This window comes from Bacillus sp. 41-22, from assembly GCF_025809295.1.
Classification (GTDB): Bacteria; Bacillota; Bacilli; order Bacillales; family Bacillaceae_G; genus Bacillus_A; species Bacillus_A mycoides.
The window spans coordinates 1,052,715-1,067,881 of the sequence record NZ_CP084035.1 but is presented as its reverse complement, the minus strand read 5'-3'; the positions used below and the strand labels follow the sequence as shown (position 1 = coordinate 1,067,881).

Below are 15,167 nucleotides of genomic sequence, written 5' to 3'. Positions count from 1 at the left end.
CGTTTTTTTCAAAAGAAAAAGATCCACAGCTTACATGCTTCTATATAATATATATAGAAACAATAAAATGTGGATCTCTTCTTTTCTCCGTCACGTTTATTAACTTGTCTATAATGTTAACCCTTAATGAAAGCGGTGTCAACAGAATTTTTTCACATTTTCGTCACTTTTTTTGGTAATGTTTCCATAATTCTTTTTTCGATGTCGTAATTGCTGTCGCACCAGCATTTAACGCTCTTTCAACGTCTTCTACCGTTCGAATAAAACCACCTGCTAAAATTGGTACACCTGTACGCTCTTTCACCTCAGCAATGACACCCGTTAACGCACCAGGAAGCACCTCTATATAATCCGGCTTCGTCTTTTCTAGCAAATTACAGCTCTTTTCCATTGCGCTAGAATCAATTAAAAAGATGCGTTGAATGGAGACGACACCTTTTTGCTTCGCCTTCATAATTACGCTCGCCTTTGTCGATAATAACCCGTACGGTTTATATTCTTGGCATAAAAACTCCGTCGCATGCCCATCACTTTGTAATCCATGGATCAAATCCACATGTAAAAATACTTTTTTATTATGCTGCTTCGCGAGCGACACAACACTCTTCAATTGACCGACATGAATATCTAAAATAACAATATACTCATACGAACTATGTAATAGCTTCTCCAAATCTTTAATTTGCCTCACTGCCGGCAAAATCTTTTGCTCATGAAATTCCATTCTAAACGTCCCCTTCCTATCTATCCTTTATAGTACACAATTTAAGTGGAAAGAACAGCTAGTGTGGGGGATTTCTTACAAATCTTTCTCTTATCTATATATTTTCTTCAACTTATCAGAAGCCATGCCACCTACAACCATTAATAGGAGCGGTAAAAAATTCATTACATATGGTGCATCTGCGACAATTGTAATGCTTGCTCCTGCAAACTTATTTAACGCCCATACAACGATTTTTGTAATAAATAAAAATACGCCCATCATAAATAGACTATCGAAAAACACCTTCCATTTCGGATACGCTAATTGCTTACTATCCTCAATTACTTTCTGCGTCAACTCTTCATCACTCCTCAATAACTCATCAATTGTAATACCGAACAGATCACTTAAATGAATAATAATTTCAATGCTCGGATAGTTCTTTCCCGTCTCCCATTTCGAAACAGACTGCCTACTTACATGAATTTTTTCAGCCAAATCATTTTGCGACCAATTTCTTTTTTCCCTTTCTTCTTTTAAACGTTCACTAAAAATCATACTGTGTTTATCACCTCTCTATGTCTAGTATGGTCAAATAAATGATGAAGAGTAAAGCTAGTTATCGTTGCATAGGTTGTGCAACTTGTGCGTTACATCTAAAAATGACGCTATGTATCATGTCGATTTCATATGCTTTTCTTCTATAATAATTTCCCGAACAATAATCGTGCTTCTTAACATTGTCGCTTTGTGTCGGTAAGTCGATATCCTATGTCGAATTGTTAATATATTTTAGGAAATAAAAAAGTGGATAACAATACGTTATCCACTATCCTCTAATTATAATAACACCGAATCCTTATCATTCTCCAAAAAGAAAATCGTTTTGTTAATTTCTCAACTTATACTAATATGGATAGCACCAGGGAAATTAATGAAGAAATACAATTAGAACGAACAAAAAACCCTGTAAAATTTATTACAGAGTTTTTTGCCAACTATTTATTGTTTTGCATATCGAATACGAACGTTATCATCCATATGATAAATTTGTAATGTGTTTCCATCATAGTTTTGTAATTTATACATCATACTATCATTTGTTAGCTTTACTTCTTGACCGTCTTTAACTGCTTTTGTTACTTTTAAGGATAACTGGAATGATGGAACATCTACCGCATATGTTCCTGTTAAATAGTTATCTTTATTCGGATAAGAACCGTTCGCATAGGACTCAAATGTTTTATCACCTTTTAGTACTAACGTAGTTTTTATGCCACTACCGTAATCAATACCCCAGTTACCAATAATCTCAGTCCCATCTTTGATGTTCTTCTCCATGTTTCCATAACTAATTCCTAACTCTTCACTTGTACCAACTGTACCTACAAATACCCCCGTTTTAGCTTGGCTTTTATCTGTTTGAGCCTGACTATCAGTAGTTGGGCTTGTCGATGTAGAACTACTTGTTGTACTAGTAGATTTTTCTGTGGCTGTATCACCTTTTGTTTCGGATCTTAACTTATCGAATGTAGGTTTCCAAATACGTTTTGCTTCCTCTAGTTTTGTATTTGCTTTATTTAAGATTTCCTTATCGGTCTCTAAGTTGAAGCCTTTATCGTTGAATAACTTCTCTATTTCACCGAATGTTTCTCTTAGTTTACCTGTCGCTTTTTCAATCTCTTTTTGTTCTTCTTTATGTTTTTGCGGTGCGTAAATCTTCTCTATCTTATCAAATACTTTATAGATGTCTTTAATACTATCTAATACCTCAGCTTTTGATTTACTTCCATTTCTCAAATCTCTTACAGAAGCATCATAGTAATCAAATCGTCTTAACATATCCTGTTCAATATCTAATAAATATTGTGCATAATCTTCATCTAAAACTCGAACCTTTTGAACATCTTTACTTTCTTCTTTCGAATTAGTTGATTTTTCTTTCGTTTCAGCAGCCTTAGATTTACTTGTTTCTTCTGTCTTTTCTTCTTTATTTGCCGAATCTTTTACTGTAACACAACCACTTAATAATATGGCAACTGGAACTGCAGCAGCTATTAGTTTTTTCACTTTCATACCTCATACCCCTTTAAGTAATTTATTCTTAGTTAGTTTTGCTACCGATACTCTTCGCTGCTTCTTCAAACAGTTTTGAGCCTTCTTGTGCTTTACTTAATGATTGATGCATTTTACTCTCGTCTTCTTGGTCTAATGCATCAAAAAGAAGTTGAAAACAATCCGCATACAGTTCCATCGATTGCTTTATCTTCGCTTGTTCTCCCTGTAATTCAGGAGGCGCTTGTAGATTCTTCACTTTCGTTGCAGTTGCCTTTGCTCCACCTAAACTCAGTTGTACTTCACTTTTCTTTTGTTTGTATGATTTTACGTCTGAATCTGCTATTCCTTCAATTAATTTCATTGTATCTTCAATTTGAGTGGCACTGTTTATAATATCTGCCTTGTATCTTTCAACATCTGAACCAGTTACCTTACCAGTTGAAGAATTAGAAGAAGTAGAATTATTTGAAGAAGAACTTTGTTGACTACTTGATGAACTACTGTTTGTATCTTCACCTTTCGCTACAGATAAGCTATCCTCTTTCTTGCTATCAGTTGACTTACTCTCTTTCTCTACCTTTTGCGTTTCTTCTTTCTTTGGTTCGGCTTTCTTACCATCAGTTTCAATTGTAATACAACCACTCAATAACATAACTGGTAACGCTAAACTTACTAATTTCTTTGCTTTCATGATTACTAATACCCCTTTATATGTAAAATTCAGTGCAAACAAGTTAATATACTTAACTAATAAATCCCCCCGAATAATTTATTAGAATCTACTATCCATAGATTTCCTGTATATTCATAATCTTTCCATATATATTATTTTACAGAGAATTACATATTTGGTCAAAGGGATTTATGTAGTCTTCACAGGGAAATTTACTAAACGAAAAGAAATTTTAATCACAAAGAAAAGAAGCTAACAATAAATTGTTAACTTCTCAGCCGAAAGTAAAATATTATCTTTCCTTATCTTCTAATATCTAGGTTGGGATTGAATATTTGTAAGATGAACATCAAACATATCAATGATTTCAAGAAATCTATCAGCTTCACGGAAAACATGGTCTGCTAATAATGGATGAATGATACTCTTTATTTTACATTGCTCAATTAAATCACGTGCTGTTTTCTTAAAATCCCGAAGAGATGTAACCGACACACGATTTTGATCTAAAAATTGATCTAAAAGAGGGACTGTTTGGGATTGTGGTTTCATAGATTCTAAGTCAATTGCTTGATACATCAATTCATCAAAATCATTGCTAAAATTCCGTGCTGTGTCTACAAGTTTTCTTTCCGATGGATCAAGAAGATGACCAATAAATTTAGCATGGTCTGCCATAATCCTTAAAAAGAAAACATTTTCTTTAATAATAGCATCAGGAAGGGCATCTAATTTCCCTTCATTTAATTGTATTAAACGTTTTCTAAAATAGTCAGCTTCCCTACTTGTATGGTCAACTAACAGTGGAAAGTTATTTTGTCCTGGCAATTTACATGTGAGAATTAATCCTAAAATTTTTCTTTTAAATCCCCAAATATTAGTTGCGGCTTGTTGTACTTCTGAATTAAATCTTTTTATTTGCTCAGGATCTGTTTCATTTGTATAGGAATGCGCTATTTGTTCGATATGTTCAAACAATCGATAAAATTGATTAGCCTCTTCAATTAGTTGAGTATCCTCGCATCTAAACCCTAAGCGAAGAAAAAAAGAATGCTCCTTCATGATTCTAGACCAAAAACGAATTTCATTTAATGAACGCTCAACAAACATTACAGATGTAACACCTGTATCAGGATGTAATGATGTTTCATCCCTATGCATTGTTAATCCCCCCTGTAGATACTGCGCTATTTCCATTCTTATGATTGAACATATATATAAATACCATCAATAAAGTTTCATGATGAATATCATATACATGTAAAATTAAGCTTATATAAGCTTAGCTTGATGAACATATACTGCTCCAAAAAAGAAAAAAGGCTACCACCTAGATATAAAGTTCTCCTAGTTGGTAGCCTTTCAAAATTTCTATTAAAGCAACACCGAATCCTTATCACTATCCTGATTCCGTTTCTCTCGTTCTTCTTCTAAGCGCTTCATATATACTTCGCCTTCTTTTTCGATAAAATCATTATCCATCTCTTGCTCTTTTTTCGAAGTATATAAAACCATGTAGCCACTCAATACGATCCCAATGATTACAAGATAAATCCACCATGGTAAAGTTTCCACTTTCGTTCATCCCTTTCCTTAGACAAGCCTTATTAGTTTCACTTTATGAGGAAAGAAGTGGATTTATGCTTAAAATTTTATTGTGGATTCTTCGCGAAGAACGCTTGTACATATTCCATAAACTCGATTGGCTCCTGGCGAAACGGTGCGTGGTATCCTTTTTCAATGATATGGAACGTACTATTTGCAAATAGCTCATGATACAGTTCACCATTTTTCCAAGAAACACTCTTATCGTGTCGTCCCCATATAATTAAAGTCGGTACCTTAATTTTATCTGCTTCCATCGCAATGCGGCGCTCTCTCATTTTCGTAAGCTGATCATAATGCTCTTTATCATCGCGACTATTTTTCACTTCATTTTTATTATAATCCGTAATCTCTGTTACAGTTTGTAAGTCTGTCGATAGTGGCGGCACTTCATAACTTTCTTTTTGCTGGAAAGACTCTATTCCTGTAGAATCCGCTAAAACGAGATGCGTTACTGCATCCGGATATAAATACGCTAAATTTAGAGACATCTCTCCGCCCATCGAATGACCAAGTACTGCGAATTGATCGTATCCGAGTTTCTTCATTAACTTATAATATAAATTCACTTGCGTGGGAAACGAATACTGAAAATCAATTGGTTTAGAAGAACGCCCAAACCCTAAAATATCAACCGCAATAATCGTATGGTCCTTTACAAGTTCCGGATAAATATCACTAAACCCATCTGAAGAACCACCGAACCCGTGAAGCATAAGTAAAGGCGGCTTCCCCTCACCAATTTGCTTAAAGTATATCGTCTGTCCATCAATCTGCGCCATACTCTCTTTCGTATTCAGCCTCATCATCACAGTATCTTTCACTTCTTCAACCTTCGCAATCGGCTTATCAACGAAGTTACATACTATTAATAAAACAAGAACAATACCGCTAATCATATAAAACTTAAACCGTTTCAAAATTCCCGTCTCCTTTCTCTTGTTGCTATTTAAAGTTTTTACATTATTTGGTTGTTTTATGATTGTTTTTAATTGTAACCACTTTAGTTACAATTATATTAAAAAATATAACTCATTTCTATTAATGATGGTTATTTTGTAACTATTATAGTTACATATTTAAAGTAAGTCAATTCTTTTCTCTACATGCTCTAATAACAAAGAAAGAGACTTCATGTTGAAGTCCCTTTCTTTGTTATTAGAGTTGGCTTACTCCGCCGTCGCCTCTATTATCTGCGGGTGCTCCACCTGTATCTCCTATATTAATGTAGTCTGGTCTTGCTGGTGCTCCTCCCGTGTCCCCTATATTAACGTAGTCTGGTCTTGCTGGTGCTCCTCCGTCACCAATATTAACTGCTTGCTGTGTAGTAGTAGAAAAATTAAATCCAAATGAAAGAACCCCTGCAAAAATTAACCCTTTTGCTATTACGCCTACTTTTTTCATTATTTCAACGCCCCTTTTTTTAAATGTTTTTTCTGTGCTTGGTTATTTATATAAAAATATTTACTTGCCTTTACATGGTTTTCTTCTTTATAAAATTGCATAGCTAAAATCTCAGTATACTCTTGAATACACTCCAACAAGCCTTCTTTCTCAAAATATGAAATCCCATTTAAAATAGTGGATTCTAATGATACACTAGACGTCTTTTGATTCATTTCCTTTAAAATTACAAAACGATGCTGAAATTCTTTATTTTGTATCTTATTACATATATCTAATCCTTCTTCAATTAATTCAGCGGCAGTATCGATTTGTCCAATTTTGTAATATTCACGTGCTAATACAAACATTGCTTTGAAATGTTTTGGATTACTTTTTATTACTTCTACTAAATGGCGAATTGCTAAACTCGAAAGGTTTTGATTTGCATATAACCATGCTAAATTATGACGAACCATTGTAATAAATCTTTTATTATCTATCTTTTGAAATACATCTAATGCCAAATCAAACTTCTCTTCGGCTTGCTCATATTGCTTTAAATCAATACAAGCCATTGCAAAAATATTCTCACATAAAGCAATACAAGCTTCATAACCAGGATGTTTTTCATATTCATTTTTTGCTAAACGTATTTGATCAATCGCCATCAATGGTTTATACGTTTGATAAGATAGATATGCAAATCTATAATTAAATTCAGCATGTTCCAACGAAGATGTTATATGTTTAAGTGATTTCCCAGCCTCTTCAAAGTGATTTTGTGACTCAATATAATTTGATATATACATTGCATGAATACCTTTGAATAAGTAATAATAATGTGTTAAAAGTGCGTCATCAGGAAGTATAAGAGTATCAATTTCATCAAAACTATTCTTTGTAATACTCAAACTATCAATTAGCACATGATAACGGAATTTTAATAATGCATGATAAAATGCTGCATACTGATCTTCTTTAATATAGATAACCTTGGACTCTATTTCTTCATTTAGCACTTTTGCTTTAACAACATCTTGTTTTAACATTGAATGATACCAATCATCCAATAAGTGTTTCATTTGCTCCTTCGTTACTACATCTGTTCCCATACCTTCGCATCCCCTTTTCTCCAAACTTACAAAATTAGGATATTTATACAATTATCCAAATTGTATATCACCACCCCTTTTCTATGTATTGAAAAATAATTGTCAGAAAATTTATAATTTAAATGAATTATACCAAATATTTCTATTTAAAAAACTTGAGAAACATTTTTCAGAAAATTTTATAGCCCAAATAAAAAAGCAAGCAATTCCAGCGATTCGCTAAAACTACTTGCTCTTCTACTTATTATTTCTATCTTTACTCTTTAATAAATTCCTTCGTACTTCTCACTGTATCAATCGGACGAACTAATTTTTCGATTTCTTCACGCTTTGGCTCTAAGAACGGAGGTAAAGATAATTTCTCTCCAAGCGTTTCATAAGGCTCATCTCCCATAAAACCAGGGCCATCTGTTGCAAACTCGAATAAAATTTGCGGCGCAACTCTTGCATATAATGACTCAAAGAAGTGACGATTTACATAACCAGATGAAGGGAGTCCAACTCGACTTAGTCGCTCAATCCACTCTTCTAATACAGCGCGATCCTCTACACGGAATGCTGCATGATGCACTGTACCAAAACCTTGTTGCGCTTCTGGAAGAACTGTATTATGTTCTACAATGACTGAGGCACCATTTCCACCTTCGTTTACTTCAAACAAGTAGAATTCTCCTTCTTGAGCAATCTCTTTAAATAATAGAACTTTTTCTAGTACTTCTTTGAAATAACTGAAATTCGCGATACGGATAAATACAGGTCCTAAGCCAGTAATTGCATATTCTAATGGAACTGGCCCGTCTTGCCAAGGTGTACCTGATTCCACCCCTTTATCAAATTCATCTGAGATTAATTGATAGTGTTGATCATCAAAATCAGCGAAAGAAAGAGTTTTCTTACCAAATTGCTCTTTAATTCCTGTATGTTCTACTTCAAGACGGTCAAAACGTTTCACCCAATACTCTAGTGCTGCGTCAGTCGGAACGCGGAATGAAGTTTTTGAAATTTCATTTGTACCGTGTACTCCTTTTGGAACACCTGGGAAGTCAAAGAATGTCATATCTGTTCCTGCACTACCTTTATCATCTGCAAAGAATAAATGATACGTTTGAATATCATCTTGGTTTACTGTTTTTTTAACTAAACGCATTCCTAAAACGTGAGTGAAAAATTCATAGTTCTTTTCTGCACTACTTGTAATTGCTGTAACGTGGTGTATTCCTTTTAATTGGTTCATTTTATATTCCTCCAATAGTTTTAATTTATATTTAACTGTTTTATTTTTGCTCGCTGGTCAACGTAGCATTTGTTTATAAAAGTAATCATTCATTTTACTAGTCAAGTGATAGTTAAAAAAATAATTCACTGTGTAAAACGATTCGTTCGAAAGTAATAATTCCTTTCGTTACTATCACTTTACAACTCAAGTGATTAAAAAGCAAGTAAATTATCTTGAATTCGAGATATTTTTTAATATCTCAGTATTAGTTTAAAATGCTATATGTTTTGTGGCGTAATTATTTTCATATCTACTGGTAATAAAACCTTTTCACTCGCCAAAATAAATAGCCTACAATCAATGAACTAATCATAGGCTATTAAAATTCTTTAATAGTCAAATATCCTTACAATAAATTGTAATTTTAGCGAATAATTAATATTAGTAATTCTCTGTTTCATTAAATGATTTATTTTATATATTCCAAAAATCACTATTTATATCACTGTTATATTTATAATCAACCTTTTCTTTACCACATTTTTCGCACTTATAAATATTAGCTGTCCCAATCTGCCCTGTTTTAAAATTTTCACTATCCTGAGTTTTAATAAATTTATAATTGTGTATACATCTAGGTTCTCTTACTTTATCCATCCATTTTCCTAGCATAAAGTAATCACTCTCCTTAAAAGAATATTCCTAATACAACTCTATATTTAGAATACTCTACAAAAGATTTTCAATCAACGAACACGTTCTCTTGCCTCCCTTGCATCACATGATATGCAAAAGGGTTGTTTTGTTTAAGATCCGTTTTTTTATTGACAACAGATCCTCATCCATTAGCTTTACACGAGCTAATGGAATATAAATTTGCCGTATGATTTACATCTTTTTCTCTCATTATTTCTTTCCTCATCAAGGAATAAATAATGGTTTTTAAAGCTATTTGCAGTGTCTTCCCTTATCAGGGCAATAAAAGATGGTGTGAAAACTTAATTTCACACCATCTTTTTAAACAATTTTATTGTCATGCCACACTTAATGAGGCCATTCTATTCACAATCTTAATTATGGAAAGTTGGCTTATAGAACGAACGATTATCAAGCGCAAAGACACGTTCTGTGTATTCGCCTGGTTTTGTGCGTCCTAATGCGCGGTCCATCATGTTCATTTTTGCATCTAAGTTATCGATGTAGTGCAGAATTTCTGCTTCTTTCACTAATGGTGGTTTTGGGCTACCCCATTCTGCTTTTCCGTGATGGGAAAGGACGATGTGCTGAAGGATTAATACTTCCTCTGCATCGATTTGTAGTTCCTCTGCTGCTTTACCAATTTCGTTCACCATGATAGAAATGTGGCCTAGTAAATTTCCTTCTAACGTATACGTCGTAGAAATTGGTCCAGATAGCTCAAATACTTTACCAAGATCGTGTAAAATAACGCCCGCATATAGTAAGTCTTTATCTAACGATGGGTACAGAGCCGAGATAGCTTTCGCTAAATCTAACATCGATACAACGTGATAAGCTAGTCCAGATACGAACTCGTGATGGTTCTTTGTCGCTGCTGGATATTCTAAAAATTCATTTTGATGCTTATTTAACAAATGTCTTGTTAGACGCTGTATGTTCGGGTTTCTCATTTCAAATATGTATTGCGTAATTTTCTCAACCATATCTTCTTTTTTTATTGGAGCTTTTTCTACAAAGTCTGAGATGTCTGTTACTTCATTCTCATTCGCAACACGAATTTGTTTCACACGTAATTGAATACGTCCTTTATAGTTTAGAATATCTCCAGCTACTTTAACGATTGTTTCCGCTACATATTGTTTCTCAACTTCTGGCGATACGTCCCATAGCTTTGCTTCAATATCTCCACTTGGATCTTGTAAGATTACTGTTAAAAACGGCTTGCCATTGCTTGCGAGACCTTTTGTCGCTGTTTTAATTAACAAGAAAACATCGACTTGTTCACCAACTTCATATTCTACAATTTTCTTTTTCATTCGAATTCCTCCACCAAATCAGTTACTTTTAGTATAGCATACTACAACTCATTTTCTTTACGCTTACGTGTTAATTTTATAATCTCATTTTCTGTAAAATACGTTAATAAATGCGCATGGCATGTAAAGAAGATAACTTGTCTATCTTTCGCAATTTCTTTTATAAGTTCAATCGTTCGATTCGTCCTTACCGCATCAAAATGTACGAAGCTATCATCAATAATAAATGGATAGTCATGCTCAAACGTTTTCGCTAGCGCGAATCGCAATGATAAATATAACTGCTCCGCTGTCGCTTGGCTTAGTTCATGACTGTAAAAACGCATACCATCGTTACGTTCGACAATGAACGGTTCCGCTTCTGACGGTGAGAATATTTTACTATATCTCCCGCCTGTTAAATACACGAAATACTCTTCGGATTTTTGTAAAATACGCGGCAAATGCACTTCATGATAATATTGCTTCGTTTTCGTTAATACTGTCTTTGCGGCCGCATATGCAGCCCACTTCTTCACTTGTTCACGCACTTGCGCTTTTTTCATTTCCCACTCATGTAGTAAATCACCATACGTACTGCCTTCTTCTAAATTCGCAATTTCTATTCGATGCTTCGCAATACGCTCTGTCAGTTCTTTCTCTTGCGCCAGACAGTTTTGCGCGGCTGTAATTTCTTGCTTTAATTTTTCATCATAACCGTCAGCCTCATAATGCTCAGCTAATGACAAACTCGTTAAGCGCTGTTCTAACAAATCAATTTGAGGTAATAAACGCCCCACTTGCTTATCCGCGTCTTCACGTTTCTCTGCCAATTTTCCTGCTTCTAAAAACATCTCTTCATCTGTAGATTCTGCGATATGCCATAACCCATCTCGCTCTACTAGTAGTTGTTTTAATTGCTGCTGCATGAGCTCATATTCTTCTTGCCATTCCGCCAGCTTCTCTTTCAGCTGCTTACAAGTTTGACGCTTCTCTTTTTCATTTTGCATACGACTTTGCGCCTCATGCAAATTACTATACTCTTTACTACCGATAACAGTTTCTAGTTTATGCTCAAAGTGCGAAATCATTTCATACAATGAAGATTTCCGCTCGCCTTGTTTATCTAGCTCACGATATAATTGCTGCATTTTTTCAATACGCTCAAACGCTGGCAATATGTGTGCATACGTATAAAATTCAGGGAACATATAGCGCGTTTTATACGCACCTACTTGTTCTCCTATTTGGAACGTTTCTCTCTCCCATTCCTCATAGGATGAAACGACTTTATCATACGCTCGCTCCATTTGCTGCAACTTATACGACTCACGCTCAAATAGCTTACGAATCTCTTCATCTTTTTCTAACTGATAACGAACAGACATCGCTTCTTCACTTTGTCGTCCGCCAGCACTTTGCTGAAGAGTGAGAAGCTCTTCTTGTAATCCACCCGAAGGATCTTTATATAAAACGAGTGCTAAAACAATCCCTACAAAAACAATCACACTAATAAATAACAGCACGCGGTTATCTATAAATAGACTCGTGAATAAAACAAGCGTGTTAATAAGAAGTAACAGAAGACAAATTCTTTGCCACTGTTTTTTCTTTTGCATAGCCGCCCCTGCTTTTTCCTCATACTTGCGCTTCATTCTCTCTGCGCCCATTCCTAAAAATGCCGCATCCTGAAATGATTTTTCTTTCTCAACTAACGTATTTTTTTCTTCATCAGCTAACATTTGCTGGCCGATTTGTCTTATATTTTCTTCTTGCTCTTCTAATTGCTCCTGAGCCGTTTTAAAACGTTCATCTAGTTGTGCTTTTTGCGATTCTAATTCACGCGCCTTTTGCACAGTTTGCATAATTAATTCTTTCGTCGCTAAACTTATATCAAATGAAAGAACAGTCTCTTGTTCAAAAGTAGCGCCAATTTGTTGCTGTAGTTCTGCGATTTCTTCTTTTATATTCACAATACTTCCCGTCATATCACGCATTTCTTGGCGTGCATTTTCATAAGACATGTGCTGCATACGAAGTTCTTCTACATAATTTTCTTTTTGTAAAAATGCTTCATCTATTTCTGTGGAATCAATTTCTGATTGCACTGTTTCTATCTTTTTTTGAAGTGAATCTACTTGTACTTGCAGCGGTTCTATCTTTGCTTTTACCGCCTCATAGCGCGCCATTCCGTTTACAGGAAACTGCCCGTTCTCGCTTTTCAACACTTTCTCGTGCGCACTCTTTTCAATAACGAGAGGCTCAAGCGCCACTAATATTTCATAGTCTTGCTTTCGTCTTTCGGCTGACTCTTTTTCCGCACGAACAGAAGCAAGTTTCTCTTCACTTTCTTTTAACTGCTCGACTTGTTTTTCATACGTGCCAATTTTCCCTTGCCATTCTTTCATCTTTTCCTCAATTTTCTTCATCTCTTGCAGTGACACGTTAATTTCAGGATTACGACCACTCGGCTTAAAGCGCTGATTCATTTCTTTTTCTAATTTTTTATCTAACTGCAATAACGCATCACTTCCGACTGCGCTGGCCGAAAATAAATAATTGCCGATATCCGCTTCGCCGAGCTGATGAATATTTTGAAGACCATGCATATCAAATGAAAAAACAGAATCAAATAAGCTTTCATTCACACCGCTTAATATATCGTTTAAAATATCTTCGCCGCCAGTTTTCCCGCCTTCAAAATAAACGGTCACCGCGCCTACTGCCGTCTTTGGCAATCGTTCAATTTTCAAACGGCCGTACTTCTCTGTTTGAACAGTCATCGCTCCGCCGTACTTCCCGCCTTCTTTCGGCTCATAACGGCGCTGTCCTCTCGTCGGAAAACCGAATAAAATACTTTTCATAAACGAGCGAATTGTCGATTTCCCCGCTTCATTTTCACCGTACAGTACCGTCAGCATTGACAGATCCATTTCCACATTTTCTAGTTTTCCATAGCCATAAATATGGAGTTTTTCAATTCTCATTTTTCATCCCTCTCTTGCTGGAATAATTGCTCTAAAATAATATTTTCCGCTTCCTTTTGAATCTCTTTCTTCTCTTCTTCCGTAAAAGCTTCAATGCTATTACGCGCTACAGGAGATGTCCAAATGGTGCGCAACACTCCGTCCATATTTGTGAAAGCTTCTAACTCTTTCAGCACACTACCGACGAAATGATTTTCTTCTTTCAAACGTTCAATTTCCGCAAAAGAAACCGTCTCGTTTTTCCACTTCATCGCATATACAAAGTCTTTTCGCTCTTCTCCCGCTGCTAAAATATGAAAAATCTCTTCCACGCGCTTGTCTTCACGCAAATAAGGAGCAAGTGGTCCCTGTCCTGTAAATATGACAGTTAAAAGCGTACCTTCCTCTTCTCTTCTGCATTCATTCATCGCACTTGACGCGCTCGTCATAAGATCATCAACAGTTTCAAGTCCATCAATATTCACTTCTATCTCATCCCACACAACATCCGCCGTATGGAAAAATGAACACTGCGATCCTTGTTTCGTGAGTTCAATAAGGTACGCACCCTTCTCGCCCGTCTCCTTACGATGACGCCCTTGTATATTACCTGGATAAATAATGTACGGCTCTTCTGATAAAATTTCACGTTTATGTATATGGCCAAGAGCCCAATAATCAAACTGCTTTTCCTTCAGCTCACGAATTTGAAACGGTGCATAGCGATTATGCTCTGCATCCCCTTCCACACTTCCGTGAAGCATTCCAATATGAAAAGGCGCATCACTCATTTTCGTATACTGCGCTGTCATATTATCCGTTACCGCTTGCTGCAAATAACTAAACCCGTAAATAGAAGCTACAAGCTCACCATTTTTATAAAATGACTTCTCTTCCACATAAGGCTCCGTAAACACGTGAACATTTTCCGGAAACTCAATCGCTGCCCAGCTTCCCCCTAAATGATCGTGGTTACCATGAATAATAAAAACGGGAATATCGTACTGCGAAAGTCTCTTCATTTGCTCACGCACAAACACTTGCGCCCTCAAACTTCTCGTCTCCGCATCATACAAATCCCCGGCTAGTAATACGAAATCAACGCGCTCTTGAATCGCTTTATCAACAATACGCTCGAACGATTCAAACGTACTCTGCTTCATTCTCTCCCAAACAGACTGTGGTACATTCATCTCCATCCCTTTAAACGGACTATCCAAATGCAAATCAGCCGCATGTATAAACTTCACTTGTTTCACAAATAACGATCCTTTCTATAGTTCAAAAGTTTCATCTTATCCGCATGAACACAAACAATAAATGCTCAATTGGCGAAAACTAGTAATAAGCAGGAAATAAAAAATCCCCCACTGATTAAAGTTTCACTTTACCCCGTATTAACGGGCAGTAGGCAAAGAAGCCAATCTGAAAGTAAACTGCCCATAAATACC

Annotated in this window: 14 protein-coding genes; all 14 read right to left on the bottom strand. The window is 35.5% G+C overall.

What is annotated here, in order from left to right; all coding sequences use genetic code 11:
* Positions 1 to 163 precede the first annotated feature (163 nt).
* On the bottom strand, positions 164 to 724 hold the full coding sequence (glpP, locus tag LCF45_RS05415; RefSeq protein ID WP_000394293.1) for a glycerol uptake operon antiterminator GlpP: 561 nt from the start codon (positions 722 to 724) through the stop codon (positions 164 to 166).
* 90 nt (positions 725 to 814) lie between these two features.
* The gene (locus tag LCF45_RS05410) at positions 815 to 1,264 is read right to left on the bottom strand and encodes a helix-turn-helix domain-containing protein (protein WP_002125754.1); all 450 of its coding nucleotides are present in this window, start codon (positions 1,262 to 1,264) and stop codon (positions 815 to 817) included.
* Positions 1,265 to 1,708: 444 nt separating this feature from the next.
* Positions 1,709 to 2,782: a DUF3994 domain-containing protein gene (locus LCF45_RS05405; RefSeq protein ID WP_033730928.1), complete on the bottom strand. Its 1,074-nt coding sequence runs from the start codon at positions 2,780 to 2,782 to the stop codon at positions 1,709 to 1,711.
* A 28-nt stretch (positions 2,783 to 2,810) separates the two neighbouring features.
* Positions 2,811 to 3,455 (bottom strand): DUF7018 domain-containing (lipo)protein, encoded by a 645-nt coding sequence (locus LCF45_RS05400; protein WP_263894654.1) that lies wholly within the window; start codon positions 3,453 to 3,455, stop codon positions 2,811 to 2,813.
* A 291-nt stretch (positions 3,456 to 3,746) separates the two neighbouring features.
* On the bottom strand, positions 3,747 to 4,598 hold the full coding sequence (locus LCF45_RS05395) for a DUF2935 domain-containing protein (protein WP_000554485.1): 852 nt from the start codon (positions 4,596 to 4,598) through the stop codon (positions 3,747 to 3,749).
* Between the two features lie 213 nt (positions 4,599 to 4,811).
* The gene (locus LCF45_RS05390; RefSeq protein WP_002087191.1) at positions 4,812 to 5,012 is read right to left on the bottom strand and encodes a sporulation YhaL family protein; all 201 of its coding nucleotides are present in this window, start codon (positions 5,010 to 5,012) and stop codon (positions 4,812 to 4,814) included.
* Positions 5,013 to 5,089: 77 nt separating this feature from the next.
* Entirely contained in the window at positions 5,090 to 5,962 is an 873-nt protein-coding gene (locus LCF45_RS05385; RefSeq protein WP_012260501.1) for an alpha/beta fold hydrolase, read from the bottom strand.
* Positions 5,963 to 6,200: 238 nt separating this feature from the next.
* Positions 6,201 to 6,446, bottom strand: coding sequence for a Phr family secreted Rap phosphatase inhibitor (locus tag LCF45_RS05380; protein WP_016119758.1), 246 nt, complete (start codon positions 6,444 to 6,446; stop codon positions 6,201 to 6,203).
* Positions 6,446 to 7,540 (bottom strand): response regulator aspartate phosphatase, encoded by a 1,095-nt coding sequence (locus LCF45_RS05375; RefSeq protein WP_016119757.1) that lies wholly within the window; start codon positions 7,538 to 7,540, stop codon positions 6,446 to 6,448. The genes LCF45_RS05380 and LCF45_RS05375 overlap by 1 nt, the downstream gene beginning before the upstream one ends.
* Positions 7,541 to 7,796: 256 nt before the next feature.
* Positions 7,797 to 8,774 carry a ring-cleaving dioxygenase gene (locus tag LCF45_RS05370; protein WP_002125749.1) on the bottom strand — a complete coding sequence of 326 codons (978 nt, stop codon included), beginning with the start codon at positions 8,772 to 8,774 and terminating at the stop codon, positions 7,797 to 7,799.
* A gap of 456 nt (positions 8,775 to 9,230) precedes the next feature.
* Positions 9,231 to 9,428: a hypothetical protein gene (locus LCF45_RS05365; RefSeq protein ID WP_002150116.1), complete on the bottom strand. Its 198-nt coding sequence runs from the start codon at positions 9,426 to 9,428 to the stop codon at positions 9,231 to 9,233.
* Between the two features lie 398 nt (positions 9,429 to 9,826).
* On the bottom strand, positions 9,827 to 10,771 hold the full coding sequence (gene yhaM / locus LCF45_RS05360; protein ID WP_002030183.1) for a 3'-5' exoribonuclease YhaM: 945 nt from the start codon (positions 10,769 to 10,771) through the stop codon (positions 9,827 to 9,829).
* Positions 10,772 to 10,812: 41 nt separating this feature from the next.
* Positions 10,813 to 13,737: an ATP-binding protein gene (locus LCF45_RS05355; protein WP_263894653.1), complete on the bottom strand. Its 2,925-nt coding sequence runs from the start codon at positions 13,735 to 13,737 to the stop codon at positions 10,813 to 10,815.
* Positions 13,734 to 14,975 carry a metallophosphoesterase family protein gene (locus tag LCF45_RS05350; protein WP_078202935.1) on the bottom strand — a complete coding sequence of 414 codons (1,242 nt, stop codon included), beginning with the start codon at positions 14,973 to 14,975 and terminating at the stop codon, positions 13,734 to 13,736. The genes LCF45_RS05355 and LCF45_RS05350 overlap by 4 nt, the downstream gene beginning before the upstream one ends.
* Positions 14,976 to 15,167: the final 192 nt, after the last annotated feature.

Coding starts and splice junctions, on each gene's coding strand:
- glpP (WP_000394293.1), bottom strand. CDS start 724: ATGGAATTTCATGAGCAAAAGATTTTGCCGGCAGTGAGGCAAATTAAA.
- LCF45_RS05410 (WP_002125754.1), bottom strand. CDS start 1,264: ATGATTTTTAGTGAACGTTTAAAAGAAGAAAGGGAAAAAAGAAATTGG.
- LCF45_RS05405 (WP_033730928.1), bottom strand. CDS start 2,782: ATGAAAGTGAAAAAACTAATAGCTGCTGCAGTTCCAGTTGCCATATTA.
- LCF45_RS05400 (WP_263894654.1), bottom strand. CDS start 3,455: ATGAAAGCAAAGAAATTAGTAAGTTTAGCGTTACCAGTTATGTTATTG.
- LCF45_RS05395 (WP_000554485.1), bottom strand. CDS start 4,598: ATGCATAGGGATGAAACATCATTACATCCTGATACAGGTGTTACATCT.
- LCF45_RS05380 (WP_016119758.1), bottom strand. CDS start 6,446: ATGAAAAAAGTAGGCGTAATAGCAAAAGGGTTAATTTTTGCAGGGGTT.
- LCF45_RS05375 (WP_016119757.1), bottom strand. CDS start 7,540: ATGGGAACAGATGTAGTAACGAAGGAGCAAATGAAACACTTATTGGAT.
- LCF45_RS05370 (WP_002125749.1), bottom strand. CDS start 8,774: ATGAACCAATTAAAAGGAATACACCACGTTACAGCAATTACAAGTAGT.
- LCF45_RS05365 (WP_002150116.1), bottom strand. CDS start 9,428: ATGCTAGGAAAATGGATGGATAAAGTAAGAGAACCTAGATGTATACAC.
- yhaM (WP_002030183.1), bottom strand. CDS start 10,771: ATGAAAAAGAAAATTGTAGAATATGAAGTTGGTGAACAAGTCGATGTT.
- LCF45_RS05355 (WP_263894653.1), bottom strand. CDS start 13,737: ATGAGAATTGAAAAACTCCATATTTATGGCTATGGAAAACTAGAAAAT.